This window comes from Streptomyces asiaticus, assembly GCF_018138715.1.
Lineage (GTDB): Bacteria > Actinomycetota > Actinomycetes > Streptomycetales > Streptomycetaceae > Streptomyces > Streptomyces asiaticus.
This window is the reverse complement of record NZ_JAGSHX010000006.1, coordinates 1,116,980-1,133,249: the sequence shown is the minus strand read 5'-3', so window position 1 is coordinate 1,133,249 and position 16,270 is coordinate 1,116,980. Positions and strand designations below refer to the sequence as shown.

General features: G+C 70.7%; 15 protein-coding genes. 9 read left to right on the top strand and 6 right to left on the bottom strand.

All coding sequences use genetic code 11. From position 1 onward, the window contains the following. Positions 1-27: 27 nt before the first annotated feature. The 5 genes from KHP12_RS12375 to KHP12_RS12355 all read left to right on the top strand — a co-directional run bounded on the left by KHP12_RS12375 (position 28) and on the right by KHP12_RS12355 (position 4,494). Positions 28-1,305: an amidase gene (locus KHP12_RS12375; protein ID WP_210610224.1), complete on the top strand. Its 1,278-nt coding sequence runs from the start codon at positions 28-30 to the stop codon at positions 1,303-1,305. A gap of 36 nt (positions 1,306-1,341) precedes the next feature. Next, positions 1,342-1,650 carry a hypothetical protein gene (locus KHP12_RS12370; protein ID WP_086885659.1) on the top strand — a complete coding sequence of 103 codons (309 nt, stop codon included), beginning with the start codon at positions 1,342-1,344 and terminating at the stop codon, positions 1,648-1,650. A gap of 54 nt (positions 1,651-1,704) precedes the next feature. Beyond that, entirely contained in the window at positions 1,705-2,160 is a 456-nt protein-coding gene (locus tag KHP12_RS12365) for a peroxiredoxin (RefSeq protein WP_086885658.1), read from the top strand. A gap of 199 nt (positions 2,161-2,359) precedes the next feature. Further along, positions 2,360-2,500: a hypothetical protein gene (locus tag KHP12_RS12360; RefSeq protein ID WP_167442762.1), complete on the top strand. Its 141-nt coding sequence runs from the start codon at positions 2,360-2,362 to the stop codon at positions 2,498-2,500. After that, positions 2,497-4,494, top strand: a complete 1,998-nt coding sequence (locus tag KHP12_RS12355) for a DUF2264 domain-containing protein (protein ID WP_211832941.1) — start codon at positions 2,497-2,499, stop codon at positions 4,492-4,494. The genes KHP12_RS12360 and KHP12_RS12355 overlap by 4 nt, the downstream gene beginning before the upstream one ends. Positions 4,495-4,508: 14 nt before the next feature. On the opposite strand, the gene KHP12_RS12350 is transcribed toward KHP12_RS12355, so the two are convergent. After that, a complete protein-coding gene (locus KHP12_RS12350; protein WP_244203365.1) occupies positions 4,509-5,357 on the bottom strand; it encodes an IclR family transcriptional regulator in 849 nt (282 codons plus the stop codon). 247 nt (positions 5,358-5,604) lie between these two features. On the opposite strand from KHP12_RS12350, the gene KHP12_RS12345 reads away from it, so the two are divergent. Genes KHP12_RS12345 through KHP12_RS12330 form a run of 4 tightly spaced genes read left to right on the top strand, consistent with a single transcriptional unit; the run spans position 5,605 to position 8,625 of the window. Next, complete coding sequence (locus tag KHP12_RS12345) at positions 5,605-6,414, top strand: ABC transporter substrate-binding protein (protein ID WP_086885656.1); 810 nt, start codon at positions 5,605-5,607, stop codon at positions 6,412-6,414. Positions 6,415-6,464: 50 nt separating this feature from the next. Next, on the top strand, positions 6,465-7,205 hold the full coding sequence (locus tag KHP12_RS12340) for an amino acid ABC transporter permease (protein WP_037965082.1): 741 nt from the start codon (positions 6,465-6,467) through the stop codon (positions 7,203-7,205). Beyond that, complete coding sequence (locus KHP12_RS12335) at positions 7,205-7,855, top strand: amino acid ABC transporter permease (RefSeq protein ID WP_037965080.1); 651 nt, start codon at positions 7,205-7,207, stop codon at positions 7,853-7,855. The genes KHP12_RS12340 and KHP12_RS12335 overlap by 1 nt, the downstream gene beginning before the upstream one ends. Beyond that, a complete protein-coding gene (locus KHP12_RS12330) occupies positions 7,855-8,625 on the top strand; it encodes an amino acid ABC transporter ATP-binding protein (RefSeq protein ID WP_276328623.1) in 771 nt (256 codons plus the stop codon). Before KHP12_RS12335 ends, KHP12_RS12330 begins: the two co-directional genes overlap by 1 nt. A gap of 99 nt (positions 8,626-8,724) precedes the next feature. On the opposite strand, the gene KHP12_RS12325 is transcribed toward KHP12_RS12330, so the two are convergent. From KHP12_RS12325 to KHP12_RS12305, 5 genes are all read right to left on the bottom strand, one after another. Further along, positions 8,725-11,643, bottom strand: a complete 2,919-nt coding sequence (locus KHP12_RS12325; RefSeq protein WP_086880880.1) for a glycoside hydrolase family 2 TIM barrel-domain containing protein — start codon at positions 11,641-11,643, stop codon at positions 8,725-8,727. A 12-nt stretch (positions 11,644-11,655) separates the two neighbouring features. Beyond that, positions 11,656-12,471, bottom strand: a complete 816-nt coding sequence (locus tag KHP12_RS12320) for a carbohydrate ABC transporter permease (RefSeq protein WP_107471705.1) — start codon at positions 12,469-12,471, stop codon at positions 11,656-11,658. 53 nt (positions 12,472-12,524) lie between these two features. After that, positions 12,525-13,508, bottom strand: coding sequence for a carbohydrate ABC transporter permease (locus KHP12_RS12315; RefSeq protein WP_086880882.1), 984 nt, complete (start codon positions 13,506-13,508; stop codon positions 12,525-12,527). A gap of 19 nt (positions 13,509-13,527) precedes the next feature. Further along, entirely contained in the window at positions 13,528-14,784 is a 1,257-nt protein-coding gene (locus tag KHP12_RS12310) for an ABC transporter substrate-binding protein (RefSeq protein WP_086880883.1), read from the bottom strand. Between the two features lie 192 nt (positions 14,785-14,976). After that, positions 14,977-16,209 (bottom strand): ROK family transcriptional regulator, encoded by a 1,233-nt coding sequence (locus tag KHP12_RS12305; RefSeq protein ID WP_086880884.1) that lies wholly within the window; start codon positions 16,207-16,209, stop codon positions 14,977-14,979. Positions 16,210-16,270 lie beyond the last annotated feature (61 nt).

Genomic DNA, 16,270 nt, shown 5'->3' with positions numbered 1-16,270 from the left:
GCGCGGTGCGCCGCGTAGCCTCGGTTCATGGAGACCTCTTGCGCCGTCGCGGCCATGCGGACCTGTGACCGGATCGAGGCTGAGGACGGGGAGATCCTGGCCTTTGTGCCCGAGCCCGGGCGGCGGGAGCGGTTGGCGCGTGCGGCGCGGGTGGCGGATGAGCGGTGGGGGGATGTGGACGGGCGGCCGCCGCTGTACGGGGTCATGGTGGGCGTGAAGGACATCGTGCATGTCGAGGGGGTGCCCACGGGTGCCGGGTCGGACGTTCCCGCCGAGGTGCTGGCCGGGGCGGAGGCGTCGCTCGTCGGACGGCTGCGGGAGGCGGGGGCGTTGGTGGCGGGCAAGACCGTGACCGCCGAGTTCGCCGTGACCGCTCCCGGGCCCACCCGCAATCCGCACCATCTCGGCCACACCCCGGGCGGCTCCAGCAGTGGTTCGGCGGCGGCCGTGGCGGCGGGGATGGTGCCGCTGGCCGTCGGGACCCAGACGATCGGTTCGATGATCCGCCCGGCGGCCTACTGCGGGGTCCTCGGCTTCAAGCCGACCCACGGGCGCATCCCCTCCGACGGTGTGATCCCCAACGCGCCGACCTTCGACACCGTGGGCCTCTTCGCCGCCGACGTGGCGACCCTGGCCCCGGCGGCGGCCGTGCTGTGCGACGGATGGCGGCCGTCCGGCGAGGGCGGGGAGGCGGCGGCGGGGCGGCGGCCGGTGCTCGGCGTTCCGCTCGGGCCGTACCTCGACCGCGCCGACGCCGAGGCCAGGAAATCCTTCGCGGAGTGGGCCGGACATCTGGCGGCCGCCGGGTTCACGGTCCGCCGGGTGCCCTTCCCGGACGACTTCGAACGGGTCGTGGCGGAGCAGCGGGTGATCAACCGTTATGAGCTGGCGCGGTCCCACGCCGTATGGTTCCCGCGCCATGGCGAGCGGTACCGCGAGCAGACCGTCGAGGCGATCCGGGAGGGGCAGCGGATGAGCCACGACGCGTACGCCGCGGCCCTGCGCGCCCGTGCCGGCTTCCGCGAGCGGCTGGTGGCCGCCATGGACCGGGACGGCATCGATCTGTGGATCACCCCGGCGGCCACCGGCCCCGCCCCGTACGGCCTGGAGAGCACCGGCAACTCCGTGATGAGCCTCCCCTGGAGCTACGCGGGAGCCCCCGCTCTGGCGCTGCCCGCGGGCCGGGCGGCCAACTCGCTGCCGCTGGGCGTTCAGTGCGTGGCCCGGCCGGGAGCGGACGAGCGGCTGCTGGGATGGGCCCCTGATGTGGAGTCGGTCCTCGTTGGGACCTCCGCACCCGTATGATGGGTATCCACTCCCGTGTACGGAGTTGGGGACGAGATGACTGCCACATGGTGGCTTATGCAAGGTGAGGCCGCAGTCGGCGAGTTACGCCAGTACGGGGTCGACCAGCCGGTTTTTCTGTGTCACTTCACGCCGGGCCCGGCGTGGGAAACGGTCCGGGCGCAGTTCGAGGCGTGGTCCGCGCTGCGCGGACAGGATCCCGACGGAAGCCGTACCGCCCAGATCATCCGGTCCATCATGGACCTCGGGCTGCGGCTGGTCCCCACGGACGACAGTCCATCGATGGCGCTGTTCACCGAGTGCATCCTGCGCATCGACGGCCACACCGCCCGGTTGCGCTGCTGACGCTCCGCTGCGCTGCTGACGCCCCGCCGGGCGCGCGGCCGGTAGCGTGCCCTCATGGACATCGGTGATGTGGTGGAGGACTTCGAACTGCCGGATGAGAGCGGCACCGTCCGTTCGCTCAGCGGGCTGCTGGCGGACGGCCCGGTGGTGCTGTTCTTCTATCCGGCGGCCTTCAGCCCCGGCTGTACCAAACAGGCGTGTCACTTCCGGGACATCGCGGCGGAGTTCAAGGAGCTCGGCGCCCAGCCGGTCGGGGTCAGCGCCGATTCGGTGGAGAAGCAGGCGGAGTTCGCCCATGCGTACTCCTTCGGCTATCCGCTGCTGTCGGATCCGGAGGGGACCGTGCGGGAGCGGTTCGGGGTGAAGCGCGGAATCGCGGCGGCGCCGACCAAGCGGGTCACCTTTGTGATCGACACCGATCGCAAGGTGCTGGAGATCGTCAAGAGCGAGTTCCGGATGGGCGTGCACGCGGACCGGGCACTCGATGCCCTGAAGGCGCGGAACGGGTAAGTCCCGTACGACCGTCCGCGTCCGGCGGAAAACACTTGCGGGGGCTGCCTCTTGGGCGGCCCCCGCTGACGTTTGCGCCCTCTGGCAAGCGCTTGCCGACGCGGCGTATGGTCAGGCGGCCGACCGTAGCTTCCCCGCCATCGGCGAACCTCCTTCGCCGAACCTCCATCGCCGAACTGAGCCGAGCCGAGGAGCCTCCATGAGACGCGCCGGTACCGCACTGCTGGCCGCCACCGCCTGCCTCGCCGCCCTGCCGGGCGCCCGGGCCTGGGCCGGGACCCCCGGGCCCATCGGCGAGTTGCGCGCCCAGCACCTCGTCCCCGCCGGGGTGCTCCGATGACCGGCCTCGCAGCGCACCGCGCGCCGCACCTGGCGCTGCCCCCGGAGGACCGCGACCTCAGCCCCCGCACCGGCTGGACCCGTGCCCACTGGGAGGCCGCCGCCGACGGTCTGCTCGCCGCCGTCGCCCCGTACGCGACCCCCGGCGGCGCCCTCTACCCGCTCCCGGGCGGCCGCCCGAGCTGGTCCGGTCCCCGCTCCGACGGTCTGGAAGGGTTCGCACGGACGTTTCTGCTGGCCGCCTTCCGTGTCGCGGGCGCGCGCGGCGCCGACCCCGGCGGGCTGCTGGAGCGGTACGCGGACGGGCTCGCCACCGGCACCGCACACCTCTGCACCGCACACCTCTGCACCGCACACCTCGGCACCGCACACCTCGGCACCGCACACCCCGGCGGCGAAGGGCCCGAGGACTGGCCCCGGATCACCGACCGAAGCCAGCCGCTCGTCGAATCGGCCTCCATCGCACTCGGGCTGCGGCTCACCCGCCCCTGGCTGTGGGACCGGCTCGACGAGGGCGTCCGGGAGCGGGTGGCGGCCTGGCTGCTGGACGCGCTCACCGCCGAACCCGTGCCCAGCAACTGGGAGCTGTTCCCCGTCGCCGTCGGCGGCTTCCTCGCCGAGGCGGGCATCGAGCCGGAGGCCGCCCGCGCCGCCGTGGCCCGCGGGCTGGACCGCATCGAGCCCTGGTACACCGGCGACGGCTGGTACAGCGACGGCGCGGGCCGCGCCTTCGACTACTACAACGGCTGGGCCCTCCACCTGTATCCGGCGCTCGAGGCATGGCTGTCCCAGGACGCCGAGCGGCTCACCCGCTACGGGCACCGGCTGGCCACCCATCTCGCCGACTACGCCCACCTCTTCGGCGCCGACGGCGCCCCGCTGCACCAGGGCCGCTCCCTGACGTACCGCTTCGCCGCCGCCGCCCCCCTGTGGCTGGGCGCCCTCACCGGCCACACCCCGCTTGACCCCGGGACCACCCGCCGCCTCGCCTCCGGCGCCCTGCGCCACTTCCTCGACCGGGGTGCGGCCACGGACCGCGGGCTGCTCCCGCTCGGCTGGTACGGCCCGTACGACGGCGTCCTCCAGCCGTACTCCGGCCCCGCCTCCCCGTACTGGGCCGCCAAGGGCTTCCTCGGCCTGCTGCTCCCGGCAGACCACGAGGTCTGGACGGCGCGCGAGGAGTCGGGGCCCGCCGAGCGCGCGGATGTGACGCGCGCCGTCCCGGGCCCCAACTGGCTGCTCCAGTCCACCGCGGGCGACGGGCTGGTCCGGCTGCACAACCACGGCAGCGAACACCTCCCGCCGCCCGGCGACCCCGACCAGGACGACCCCCACTACGCCCGCCTCGCCTACTCCACGGCCACCGGCCCCTTCCCGTACGGCGTCGCCCCCGACAACCACTTCGGCCTGGTCCACGGGAGCGGCCGGATGTCCCTGCGCACGGCGCTTGAGCCGCTGGGCGCGGGCGACGGCTGGGCCGCCTCGCGCCATCGGGCGCGGTCGGCGGGGGAGGAGGGCGAGGAGGGCGAGGAGGTGGACGTCACCTCGCTGGTGCTGGTGCGCGGCGCCGTGGAGGTCCGGATCCACCTGGTGACCGGCGCCGCGCCGGGCCGGGCCGTCCGCCAGACCGGCTGGGCGGTCCCGGATCCCCCGGCGGAGGAGGAGAGACTGCGGTCCGAACTGCTGCCGCTCCACGGCCTGATGAAGGACGGCGCCCTGCCCGCCGCCCCCACGGCCTTCGCCCGGCGCGCCGTCTCCCCCGCGCTGGCCGGTGAGACGACGGGCCGCGCCGGTGGCGACCTCTTCCTCTGCCTCGCCCGCCTCACGGCCGACCCCGACGCGCCCCCGCTGGCCGACCTGGTCCGGGCGGCGGCGGGCCCGGCGGACGACGGGACCCATCTGGTGACGGTCACCTGGTGGGACGGCGAGGTGCGGCGGGCACGGGTGGGCCGCCGCGCGGTCACCGTCGGTGGTCTGGCCGGGAACGCCGGTTGACGATAAACGTCACGCTATGAGGCGGGGGCGGGCGGCAACGTCCCGCCCAGACGCCCGGACAGGGTCTTGGTGGAGGCGAGGAGGAGCTCCCCGATCTCGGCGACGCGGCCCCGGGTGACGCGGGAGGCGGGCCCGGAGACGCTGATCGCCGTGGCGACCGCCCCGCTGTGGTCGAAGACCGGCGCGGCGACGCAGCGGATCTCCTCCTCGTTCTCCACGTCGTCGATCGCGTACCCCCGCTCCCGGACGGCCGTCAGTTCGGCGTGCAGTCGCTCGGCGGTGGTGATGGTGGCCGGGGTGCGGGGTGGCATGCCCCGCGCCATCACCTGTTCCACCACGGCGTCGGAGGAGTGGGCGAGGAACGCCTTGCCGACGGCGGTGCAATACGCGGGCTGGCGGCTGCCGATGCGTGAATGCATGCGCACCGGCTGAGGGCTTTCGACCTTGTCGATATAAACGATCTCCGGTGGATCGAAGACCACCAAGTGGACCGTCTCGCCTATGCTTTCGACGAGTTCGTGCAGATGCGGGGCAGCGGCTTCACGGAAGTCCAGCCGCTCCAAATAGACTTGGCCGAGGAAGGCATTCTGGGGGCCCAGTCGATAGCGCCCGTTCTCGGCGTCCTGATCCACCAGGCGCACTTCCCGCAGCGGTGCCAGCAGCCGCAGGACGGTGCTCTTGCTCAGGCCCAGGCCCTTCGCCAGGTCGGTGAGGGTCGGCCCACGCGGATGCCCGCCGTCCTCGGCCAGGAACATCACGATGGACAGGGCGCGGCGCAGCGACGACGAGGTGTTGCGCCCAGGTCCGGACCCGGCGGGCCGGTCGTCCTGGCCGCCGTGAGGGGTGTCCGGCCGAGAAGTCATGCCGGGACGGTAGCCGACCTCGATAATTTTGCATAGCAGCATCGGATGCCGGAATTCGAAATCAACCATTGACGGCCTTGACCGGCTCGGTTAGCTTGTGCGCACCCATTACGGAATTCGATTCTGCATTGCAGAATCCCCAGAGCCCGACGGTCATCGCCGATCGCGGCCTCGATGATCTGTCCCGCTCTTTTCACCCCCCGATTGGAGTCCCGCCGTGGGACGACGACGCCTTCATGCCCGCAAAATGGCCGCGATCTCCGTGAGCGCTCTCGCCGCCACCTCCCTGCTCGCCGCCTGCTCCTCCAGCCAGAGCTCGGCCACCCGGGCGCAGAACTCCACCCTCCAGAAGGTGACCCGCAGCGGCACGCTGCGGGTGGCCAGCTGTCTGACGTTCCCGCCCTTCGGTTCGACGGACAAGGCCAACAAGCCCCAGGGCTTCGACGTCGATGTCGCCAAGGCCATGGCCAAGGCGCTGGGCGTCAAGGCGAAGATCGTCGACACCACCTCCGCCAACCGCATCCCCAATCTGCGCACGCACAAGGTGGACGCCGTGATCTGCAACTTCACCACCACGGCCGAGCGTGCGAAGCAGGTCGCCTTCAGTGATCCGTACATCGTCGCCGGCGAGGTGCTGATGGTGAAGAAGTCCAGCGACATATCCGGCATAAAGGATCTTTCGGGCAAGAAGGTGGCGGTCACCAAGGGCTCCACCAACGGCGCCGCGGTGCAGGAGGGCAACCCGAAGGCGCAGATCCAGGAGTACGACACTTCGGCGGCGGCAGTGCTCGCGGTCAAGCAGGGCCAGGCCGACGCCATGGTCGAGGACTCCAACTTCCTCAACTCCCAGGCCAAGGCCGACCCCGCCCTCAAGGTCACCAAGGAATCGGTCGTACCGCTGGAGTACAACGCGATCGGGGTGAGCCAGGGCGACCCCGACTGGTCGCAGTGGATCAACACCTGGCTGCGGGAGTTCAACACCTCCGGCCAGAGCGCGGCCCTCTACAAGAAGTGGTTCGGCGTCAAGCCCGTCTACCCGCTCAACCCGTCCTACTGAGCCCTGCCGGGCGGCGGCCCCCGGCCGCCGCCCCCCCGTGGAGGAACCCCATGTTCGCCGACTGGACCTACGCCCTCCAGGACTGGCCCACCTACCTCGGAGCGGCCTGGCTCTCCCTGAAGCTGTCCCTCGCCGCCTTCGTCCTCGCCTGTTCCCTCGGGCTGCTGGGCGCCCTGGCCCGCCGGTCGCGCCACGCCCTCGTCCGTGCCCCGGCCGCTGTGTACGTCGAGGTCATCCGCAACACCCCGGTGCTGCTCCAGATGTTCGTCGCCTACTTCGCCCTGCCCTCGGCCGGGCTGCGGCTCAGCCCCGTCCAGGCGGGCATCGCGGCGCTCGGCGTCAACGTCGGCGCGTACCTCACCGAGATTTTCCGGGCCGGCATCCAGGCCGTCCCGCGCGGCCAGAGCGAGGCCTCCCGCGTGCTGGCCCTCAGCCCCTTCCGGACCTTCCTGCACGTCGTGCTCCCGCAGGCGCTGCGCAACGTCTATCCGGCCGTGATCAACCAGCTCGTCCAGATCATCCTGGGCTCGTCGCTGCTGTCGGCCATCTCCGTCCCCGAACTCACCGGCACCGCCATGGTGATCAACGCCCGCAACCTGCTCACCATCCAGGTGTTCGGCATCGCCGCCGTGCTCTACCTGGTGCTCACCAACCTGGTCGTGCTGGTGGCCGAGCTGATCGGCCGCGCGGCCTTCAAGCCGCCGCTGCGCCCGATCCGCGCCCGTCAGTCGGTCCTGGCAGGCCTGCGGACCGCGGTCCGCCGCCTCGTCCTGATCCGCAAGGAGGCGTGATGGACTGGTCCGTCCTGTGGTCCAACCGGGATCTGTACGGCTCCGGGCTGTGGTCCACCGTCGAGCTCTCCGTCGCGGCCATCGCCGCCTGCACCCTGCTCGGCCTGGTCATCGCGGCGATCCGCACCAGCCGCATCCCGGTCCTGGCCCAGCTCGCCCGCTGCTACCTGGAGGTCTTCCGGGGCACCCCGCTGCTGGTGCAGATGCTCTTCATCTACTTCGGCGCCGCCTACCTGGGCATCGGGAACATCTCCGTCTTCGGCGCCGCCCTTCTCGCGCTCACCCTCTTCCAGGGCGCCTACGTCGCGGAGATCTTCCGCTCCGGCATCGAGGCCGTCCCGCGCGGCCAGTGGGAGGCGGCGCGGGTCCTGGGCCTGACCCGCATCCAGACCTTTGGGTCGGTGATCCTGCCCCAGACCCGGGCCATCGTGCTGCCCCCGCTGGTGGGGCAGTACCTCTCGCTCGTCAAGGACACCTCGATCGCCGTCGTCATCGGCTACGCCGAACTCCTCCGCGAGGGCCAGGCCATCGTGGACCGGGACGGCCACCCGGGCATGGCGTACCTGGCCATCGCCGTCCTGTACTTCGTCATCTGTTCCCCGCTGTCGGTCGTCGTCCGGCGCATGGAGAGAAAGGCCGTGACCGCCTGATGATCACCAAGTCCCCCATGGAGCGGACCCCCGCCACCACCGCCCAAGTCGCCCTGTCAGGCGTGCACAAGCGCTTCGGCGATCTGGAGGTCCTCAAGGGCGTCGACATCGACGTCGGTGCGGGCGAGGTCGTGGTGCTCATCGGAGCCAGCGGCTCCGGCAAGAGCACTCTGCTGCGCATCATGTGCGACCTGGAACGGGCCGACCGCGGAGAGGTCTGGGTCAACGGTGTGCCTCTGCACGACCGCAAGCGCGCACCCGAGATCTTCGGCCACGTCGGCATGGTCTTCCAGCAGTTCAACCTGTTCCCGCACCGCACGGCGCTGGGCAATGTGACCCTCGCGCTGCGCAAGGTGCGGAAGACCAGCCGTAAGGAGGCCGACGAGCGGGGCCGGGAGGCGCTGGCCCGGGTCGGGCTGGCCGACAAGGCGGACGCCTACCCGGCCCAGCTGTCCGGTGGCCAGCAACAGCGGGTGGCGATCGCCCGCGCGCTGGCCATGGATCCCGCCATCATGTTCTTCGACGAACCCACCTCGGCCCTCGACCCGGAGCTGGTGGGCGAGGTCACTGGGGTGATGCGGTCCCTGGCCGACGAGGGCATGACCATGGTGGTCGTCACTCACGAGATGCGGTTCGCCCGCGACACCGCCGACCGCGTGGTCTTCATGGACGGCGGTGTCGTACTCGAACAGGGCACGCCCCAGCGGGTCTTCGGCAGCCCGGCCGAGGCCCGCACCCAGCAGTTCCTGCACCGCGTCCTGGACACCTGACGCCTGACACCTGCCCCGGGCCCGCCTGATGCCGGGCCCGCCGGGCCGTGGTTGCGTGGCGTGGGTGCCACCGATGCCACGCAACCACGGCTCCACCGGTCATTCCAGCCGTGTGAACGTGAAGGAGAACTCGGCGGGGGCCGCGTCCAGTCGGTGCTCGTCCAGCACCCCCGGACCGCACGACTGGCTGCCGATGCCCTGCTGTCCGTGGTCCAGGTTCACCCACACCGTCTCGTGCGACGGCTCGAGATCCGGTGTGTGCTCGGCCGCGTCGAGCTGCTCGGTGGTCCAGCGGCGCGCGGTGAACCAGAAGGCCGGCTCGCCCTCGATCCGCACCCCCGATCCGTCCGGCGCGGTCAGCCGCACCCAGCGGACGTCGATCCGGGCGCCGTTCTCCTGCGGGCGGACGTACGGCGTCTGGAGCTCGTCCACCGACAGCGCCCACCGCCCCACGCGCGCGGCGGCGCGGGTGTCCGGGTACGCCTCGCCGGGGCCGCCGCCGAACCATTCGGCGTCGCCAAGCGCGGCCGGGACGCCGAGCCGCAGGCCCAGGCGCGGCAGCGGGAAGGTCCACTCGCCCAGCGGGGTGACGGAGACCGCCAGGCTCAGCCGTCCGTCCCCGTCGGCGGTCCAGCGGTAGACCGTCTCCAGTCCGATGTCCACGGCGGCGGGCGCGACGCGGGTACGGACGGTCAGCGCACCGTCCGGCTCCGTCTCCACCGCGTCGGTCCGGTGCCGCATCCGGTGCAGTCCGAACCGGCGCCAGATCAGGCCCCAGCGCTCGTCCGGCTGCCAGGACGCGCCGTTGTCGTTGTCGGTGGGCGCGCGCCAGATGTCCAGCCGGGGCGGTTCGGTGAGGCGGAGCCCGCCGAGCGAGGTCAGGGCGCCGGTGGCGGTGTCGAAGACGCCGGGGCCGAGCACGAGCCGGCCGCCGTCGCGGCGCGGCGCCGCACCCGAGGCGAGCGTGCCGGCCCGTGTGGCGACGGGGAACTGGGCCCAGGCCACCGGATGGCCCGCCTCGGCCCACGCCGTCGCGGCCGCGAGCCGCGCCTCGACCGTCCACCAGGTCTCCGTGCCCGCCTCGGCCTCGGGCGGCGCCGGGAGCTTCAGTACGGCGGACTCGCCCGGGGGCAGCGGCGGCGCCGCCAGCTCACCCGAGCCGATCGCCTCGCCCGCGGCCTCATAGGTCCAGGAGAAGACGAGATGGGACAGATCGGCGAAGTCATGGCCGTTGGTGATCCGGACCGTGCCGTCGGCCCCGTCGCCCTCGATCCGCACCGGCTCGATGACCTTCTTGTACTCGATCAGACCGGGGGAGGGGGTGCGGTCGGGGAAGACCAGCCCGTCGCACACGAAGTTCCCGTCGTGCAGCTCCTCGCCGAAGTCCCCGCCGTACACGTGGTAGAAGCGGCCGTCGGGGGCGCGCCGGGTGAAGCCGTGGTCGATCCACTCCCAGACGAAACCGCCCTGACAGCGCTCATGCTCCTGGAACAGCCGCTGGTACTCGCTCAGCCCGCCGGGACCGTTGCCCATGGCGTGCGCGTACTCGCACTCGATGAACGGCAGCGCCCGGCGCTTCGCGTCCAGCTCCGGATTGCCCCATGGCGGCTCGGTGCGCCGGCCGATCTGGTCGACCTCCTCGTGCGGTGCGTACATCCGCGAGTAGATGTCCGTGTCGGCGCAGGACAGATCGCCCTCGTAGTGGATCACCCGGGACGGGTCGCGCTCCCGGATCCAGTCGGCCATGGCGGACAGCCCGCGCCCGGTGCCGCACTCGTTGCCCAGTGACCACATCACCACCGACGGGTGGTTCTTGTCGCGCTCGACCATCCGCTCGGCGCGGTCGAGCAGCGCCGGGGTCCAGCGGTCGTCGTCCACCGGGTTGTTCCGCCAGTCCAGGTCGACGAAGCCATGGGTCTCCAGATCGCATTCGTCGATGACCCACAGCCCCAGCTCGTCGCAGAGCCCGAGGAAGGCCGGATGCGGCGGATAGTGGCTGGTGCGCACGGCGTTGATGTTGTGCTGCTTCATCAGCACCAGATCGCGGCGCATGGTCGCGAGGTCCACCGCCCGCCCGTTCTCGGGGTGGAACTCATGCCGGTTGACGCCGCGGAAGAGCACCCGCCGCCCGTTGACCTTGAGCAGCCCGTCCTCGACCACCACGGTACGGAAGCCCACCCGCAGCGAGACGCTCTCGCCCACGGTGGTCAGCCGCGCCTCGTACAGCCGGGGCGTCTCCGCCGTCCACGGCTCGACGGGGACGGTGGCGCTCTCCCCGGTGGCCAGGTCGAGACCCAGCTCGGGCACGGTGACCCGGCCGCCGGGGTCGGAGTCGATCCGCAGTGTGCCCGCGCCGGTGGTGTGGTCGTACGAGGCGTGGACGAAGTAGTCGTCGAGCGCGCCCTCGGGGCGGTGCTCCAGCGTCACCTCACGGAAGATCCCGGGCAGCCACCACTGGTCCTGGTCCTCGAGATAGGTTCCGGAGGACCACTGGTGGACGCGTACGGCCAGTACGTTGCCCGACGGCTGGAGCAGACCGCCGACCGCGAACTCGTGCGGCAGCCGGCTGCCCTTGAAGGTGCCCAGCTCCTCGCCGTTGAGCCAGACCCGGGCGCAGGACTCGACGCCCTCGAAGCGCAGGACCGCGTCCCCGCCGGCCGGCCAGTCGCCGGGGAGGTCGAAGACGCGCAGATGGTCGCCGGTCGGGTTCTCGTCGGGCACGCGCGGCGGATCCACCGGGAACGGGTAGCGCACATTGGTGTAGATCGGTGCCCCGTGGCCGTGCAGCACCCAGTGGCCGGGCACCGGGAGCTCGTCCCAGCCGCGGGCGTCGTAGCCCGGGCGGGCGAAGGAGTCGTCCTCGGCGGTGGCGGTCGGCGACAGCCGGAACGACCACGTCCCGTTCAGGCTCAGCCGTGCGGCGTCGGAGGATGGGGTCCAGGGGCGGGGAGGCAGCGCTCCCGCGCCGGGGGAGACGTCCTCGTAGTAGGGGAGTGTCGTGTGCTGCGTGGAGCTCATCGTTCTCCTCGGTCAGCCCTTGATACCGGTCTGTGCCACACCCTGCACCAGCCAGCGCTGGAGGAACACGAAGACCAGCACAAGTGGCAGGATCGATACGGCCGTTGCCATGAAGATCAGGTGGATGTTGATGGTCTGTGCGGTCATATAGGAGGACAGCGCGACCTGCACGGTCCACGAGCTCTGATCCTGGCCGATGACCAGGGGCCACAGGAAGGCGTTCCAGCCGCTGATGAAGGTGATGACCGAGATCGCGGCGAAGAAGTTGAGCGAATTCGGCACCACGATGCGCCAGTACGCGCCCCAGTAGCCGAGCCCGTCCACCCGGGCCGCCTCCTCCAGCTCCTTGGGGAAGCCGAGGAAGTACTGGCGGAAGAGGAACGCGGTGAACCCGCTGAACAGCCCCGGGATGATCAGACCGCGCAGCGAGGAGACCCAGCCGAGCGAGGACACCAGCACATAGCTCGGTACGAAGGTCACGGCCGCCGGAACCATCAGGGTGAACAGCACCGCGTACAGCACCTTGTTCGCATGGGCGTACGGGATGCGGGCCAGGCCGTATCCGGCCAGGGAGCAGACCAGCAGGGTGCCCAGGGTGTGCAGCACGGCCACCACCGTGGAGTTCCACAGGGCCTTCGCGAACGGCACCGAGGGGTCGTCGAACAGCTCCTTCACGTTCCCCCACTGGAGATCGGTGGGGAAGAACCGCCAGCTCTCGCCGGTGATGTCCGCGTCGGTGGACAGGGCGTTGCGGACGATCAGATAGAAGGGCACCAGGAACAGCACCGTCGCCACGCCGAGGGCGAGATACAGCCCGGTGTTGCCCATGACCGAGCGCGGGGTGCGCCTGCGGGCCCCCGCGGGCCCGGACGTCGTGACGGTCACTTCTCATCACCCCTTCCGAAGCCGAGGAACCGGCCCTGGACCAGGGTCACCAGGGCGATCAGCAGGGCGAGGATCAGGGCGCCCGCGCTGGCGTGGCCGTAGTCCTGGTTGGCGCCGAGGGCCTGGAGATAGAGGTCGACCAGGGGCGGCCGGCCCCAGGTGGCCCGGCCCTCGTCGAGGATGTTGTAGAACTCGTCGAACGCCTGGTACGCCGCGATGAGCAGCAGCAGGACGACCGCGACCGAGGTGGCGCGCAGCTGCGGCAGGGTGATGTGGCGGAACGTCTGCCAGCCCGGTTTCGCGCCGTCCACCGCCGCCGCCTCGTACAGCTCACGCGGGATGTTCTGGAGCGCCGCCAGGAAGAGGATCATGTAGAAGCCGCATTGCAGCCACAGCCGGGCGGAGCAGATCACCAGCCAGTACCAGGGCGGGTGCGGGGAGGCGAGCCAGGCGATGGAGTCGATGCCGAACCAGCCCAGCACGGTGTTCATCATCCCGTAGCGCAAGCCGTTGAACAGCGACATCTTCCACACCAGCGAGGCCACGACAAAGCTGCACGCGGTGGGGAGGAAGAAGACCGACCGGAAGAACGCCTTCATGAAGCGGATGCGGTGGACCAGCAGCGCGAGGGTGAGGGAGAGGGCGTAGGTGATCGGCACGATGATCGCGGCGAAGATCGTGAAGTTGACGAGACTGTCCACGAAATCGCCGTCGCCGAGCATATCGGCGTAGTTGCCGAGGCCGACGAACTCGGTGGGGGTGACGGTGCCCTGGGCGTTGTGCAGGCTCAGCCAGAGGCTCCAGCCGATCGGCACATAGACGAAGACGATCAGCCCGATCAGGAACGGGCCGGTGAAGAGCCAGAAGTTGAGGGCGCGGCCGCGGGAGCCGCCGAGACCCCGCGGCCGTCGTCGGACGGGGGCCGCTCCTCGGGGCGCTGGGCCCTTGGCGGCGCTGGGGGTGGGTGTGGTGGTCGCCATGACGGTTCCGGTCGCCGGCCTATCCGAGCTTCTTCAGCGCGCGCTCGATCTTCTTGTCGGCGCTGTCGAGTTCGGCTTCGGGACTCTTGTTGTCGCGCACCGAATTGACCACCGCGTCGAGCAGGATGTTGAACATCCCCTCGGTCCAGTACGGATCGTCGAAGACGCCGTGGGTGTTGAACAGCTCGACCGCCTCGGCCGCCACCCCGCTCTTGAGCTTGTCCGCCCCGGCGGCGATGCTCTTGCGCGCCGGAATGTGGAATCCGTAGTCCAGTGCCCATTCCTGCTGGTATTTCTTCTGGTCGATCCACAGCCACTTGACGAATTCCTTGGCCGCGTCGACGTCCTTGGCCTTGGCGGACACATAGGTGGACCAGCCGCCGTTGTAGACCACCTGGCGCCCCTTGGCGCCGGACTTGGGGAAGGGGAAGATGCCGAAGTCGTCGCCGAACGCCTTCTGGATCGCCGGTATCGCCCATATGCCGCACCACTGGATGGCGCACAGGCCCTGGAGGAAACTGGCCGGGTCCCAGACCTCGGTCGGGGCGCCCAGGAGCAGTGACTTGCTCTTGTAGAGCTCCCGCGCCTTGGTGAGGGTCTCCACGAGATTGTCGGTGTGGTAGGCGATTCTGTGGTCCGCGTCCAGATAGTGCGGGCCGGTCGACCACACCAGCGGTTTGCTGATGGTCTTGAGGTTCTGGCCGATGTAAAGGCCCTTGACCTTTCCGCTGGTGAGTTTGTGCGCGGCGTCGATCAGCTCGTCGAAGGTGGCCGGAGGCTTGACCCCGGCCTTCTCGAAGAGGGACTTGCGGTAGAAGAAGAACTGCGGATCGTCGATCATGCGGATGCCGTAGATCTTCCCGTCCACGGAATTCGCCGTGATGTCCTCCGGCAGGAAGTCGTCCTTGACATCGGCGATGATGTCGTCGAGGGGGACGATCTGCCGGGAGCGCACCAGCTGGAGATCGGGGTGGTATTCGAAGACATCCGGTGCCCCGGATCCCAGCAGGGTGGTCGCCAGTTTCGACTCGTATTCGCCCGGCACCCATTCGATGGTGACCTTGGCCTTGCCGTAGGCGTCGGCGAACTTCTTCGCGGCCTGCTGCGTGCCCTGCTCCCCATAGGCGTGGTACATCTGCTTGATCGACCCACCGCCGCCGCCCGAGCGGCCGGTGTTCGAACCGCAGGCGGCGAGTCCGCCGAGGGCCGCCACCCCGCCCATCGCGCGCAGCACGCCGCGGCGGTCCCAGTCCCTGCCTCTGCTGATGTTCGACATTTGACGTCCTCGTCTCCGTCGCCGCCAGGTTCCGTCACGTTCCTTGGTGCAGCGGGACGTTAGCCATAGACGAAGACTTCGGCAAGGGGTTGGACGAAGTGGGTGCGGTAAGGGTGGTGACGTCGCGTCAGGGCGGTGCCGGGCGGTTCGAGGCGTCGAACGAAAGGGGCGCGAAGGCCGCGCCGCGGTTCCTCAGGCGTTGCCCCGGTTCCTTGGTGTGGTGCGGCGGTTCTTCAGGCCCACCGACGCGAGCGAGCCCTCCAGGGCGAAGGTCGCCGCGCCGAGGCTCACGGAGTTGGACGGGATCGGGCACAGCACGATCTCGGTGTTCGCCAGCGGGCGGCGCAGCGCGCGCACCGCCACCGCCTCGCGCACCTCGGTGAGCAGCGGCTCACCGAGGGCGGCCGCCACCCAGCTGCTGAGCACGATCACCTCCGGGTTGAGCAGATTGATCAGATCGGCGAGCGCGGCGCCGAGATAGCGCGCGGTGGTGTGCACGACCTTCGCGGCCACCGGATCGCCCTCCGCCAGGCCCCGGCCGAGCGCCTCGATGGTGGCCGTCTGGTCGTCCGGGTGCAGCAGCGGGCTGTCCGGGCTCAGCTCGCGCAGGTTCCGCATGATGCCGGGGGCGCCGACATAGGTTTCCACACAGCCCTGGTTGCCGCAGTGGCACTGTCGTCCGTCCAGGATGAGGGTGGTGTGTCCCCACTCCCCGGCGCTGTTGCTGACCCCGCGGTGCAGGGTGCCGCCGAGCGCCAGCCCGGCCCCCACGCCCGTACCGAGGTTGACCACCACGGCGTCGTTCCGCCCACGCGCCGCGCCGAACCACTGCTCGGCCACCGTGCAGGCGCGCAGCGGATTGTCGAGGTGGAGGGGGTAGGGGATGTGCTCGGCCAGCAGCCGCAGCAGCGGGACGTCATGCCAGTCCCAGTTGGGGGCGAAGACCGAGACCCCGCCCTCGCGGTCCACCTGGCCCGGCATGCTGACGCCGACGCCCAGCACCCGGTCCGCGGCCACGTCCGCCTGCTCGACCACCGAGGACACGGCGGCGGCGATATGCGCCACCACCTTGACCGGGTCGTTCTCCTCCGGGCGCAACTCCTCGTCCGCGCGGGCCAGGACGGTCAGCGCCAGGTCGAACAGCTCGACATGGATGTACGTCTCCGCCACATCCACGCCGATCAGCGCGCCGCCCATTGGGTTGACCGCGACCAGTCCGCGCGGCCGGCCGCCGTCGGAGTCCTCGTAGCCGACCTCGACCAGCATCCCGAGGTCGAGCAGCTCCCCGACGAGATTCGCCACGGTGGCCAGGCTCAGCTCGGTGGCGGCGGCCACCTCCTGCCGGGAGACGGGGGATTGGGCCACGATATGGCGCAGCACCCCGTAGCGGTTGGCGGTGCGTATATCGCGGGACGTGCGCTTCACGCCGGAATCCCCTCTGTGCGGGCAGGTGCTGCTGTGTCGCGGGTGCCGCGCCAGGCTAGAG